At 56.5% G+C, this 1,673-nt stretch carries 1 protein-coding gene; it reads right to left on the minus strand.

Annotated features, from left to right (window positions below; genetic code table 11):
• Positions 1–163: 163 nt before the first annotated feature.
• Positions 164–1,609, minus strand: a complete 1,446-nt coding sequence (locus KHO31_RS38930; protein ID WP_201087242.1) for an IS1182 family transposase — start codon at positions 1,607–1,609, stop codon at positions 164–166.
• Between the last annotated feature and the right edge of the window lie 64 nt (positions 1,610–1,673).

The raw sequence follows: 1,673 nt of genomic DNA on the forward strand, positions 1-1,673 counted from the left end.
CCAGGTTGTGTGGAAACCCGATGGCATTACAATGCGACGCGTGACGCCGACCCCAGCGGCGCGTTTGACTGCCTTCGCAGCTATCACAACGCCGACGAGAAGGTGAACCTCTCTGATGCGTTCCAGGCGAGTCTAAGGGCTTTATTTCGGGACCTGCGGGTGCTCACGCACCCACCAGCCGCATCGCCTTCATTGTCTTCTTGAAGCCCAGGATTCTCAGCACTCGCGTGAGATTGTAGGCGAGTACGTTTAAACTCATCTCGGTACCTACATTGGGCAGCCTGCGCGTCAGGAAGTGCGTATAGCCCATCCAGTGCTTGAACGTTCCGAAGACATGTTCTACCGTTCGCCTGCGTATCTTCATTGCGTCTGGCGTTTTGTCCAACTGACGTTGAACGCCTTCCAGCACAGACTCATGTTCCCAGCGGGTAATCCGCCGATAAGAACTTGGTGTGCATTTGGATTTCATTGGGCACTGCGGGCACGCACTGCTCCAGTAGCGGCGCAGTTGCATTCCGTGTTCCTCTCCAGTGAAGCGGTAAATTGCACGCTGACCAGCGGGGCATTTGTATTCGTCGTCCCGGGCAATGTAGACAAAGTCTGACCGATCGAACCGACCATGATGTTTAGCACTTGATGTCGTCGGTTTCGGCAGCATTACCGCGATCCCCGCATCCGCGCACTCCTTGATCTGAGTTCCGGTGTAGTAGCCACGATCGGCGACTGCCCGCAGCCTTGTCTTGCCCATCGCGTCGCGCGCAGCTTTTGCCATGGGGCTAAGCTGTGCCCGGTCACTGCCAGAGTTTGTGACCTCGTGAGCCACGATGAGATGGTGTTTGGCGTCAACGGCCACCTGCACGTTGTAGCCCACCATTCCCGAGCCCTTGCCGCTCGTCGCCATGGAGCGCGCGTCGGGATCAGTCATCGAGAGTTGGCCATCAGGCTGCGTCTTGAGTTGCTCCTTGATCTGATCGAGGTTCCGCATCTGCTCGCGTAAGCGCGCGATCTTATCTTGCAATCGAGTCGTCTTCGCTTCGAGCTCCACGGGTTGCGTACGATCGGCAGTCTCCAGCGCGTTCAGATACCGCTGGATGCTCTCCTCGATCTGCTTCTGGCGCTTGTCGACTTTACCCTCGGTGAAGTTGCGATCCCGCGTATTGACTGCCTTGAACTTGCTACCGTCAATGGCGACTAGCGCTTGCGAGAATAGCTTCAGCTCACGGCAGAGCATCACGAAGCGGCGACACACGTTGCGAATGCCGACGCCGTTGTCACGACGAAAGTCGGCTATGGTCTTGAAGTCTGGAGCCAGTCGGCCCGTAAGCCACATCAACTCAACATTGCGTTGGCATTCACGTTCCAGGCGACGGCTCGATTGAACCCGGTTCAGGTAGCCGTAGATATAGATCTTCAGCAGCACTGCTGGATGATAGGACGGGCGTCCTGTAGTCGACGGCATTGCTCCATCGAAGCCCAGTGATGCGAGGTCAAGCTCTTCTACAAACGCCTCGATAATCCTGACCGGGTTGTCCTCTGCGACGAAGTCATCAAGGCACTCTGGAAGCAGCGTCACCTGCTTGCGATCTTCACCTTCTATGAATCGCTTCATCCGGTCACCCATGCTGAATGCGTTAATCCAGTTTAGGCGATCAGCGCGTTTTCACACAAGCTCG

Source organism: Paraburkholderia domus (genome assembly GCF_905220705.1).
GTDB classification, from domain to species: domain Bacteria; phylum Pseudomonadota; class Gammaproteobacteria; order Burkholderiales; family Burkholderiaceae; genus Paraburkholderia; species Paraburkholderia domus.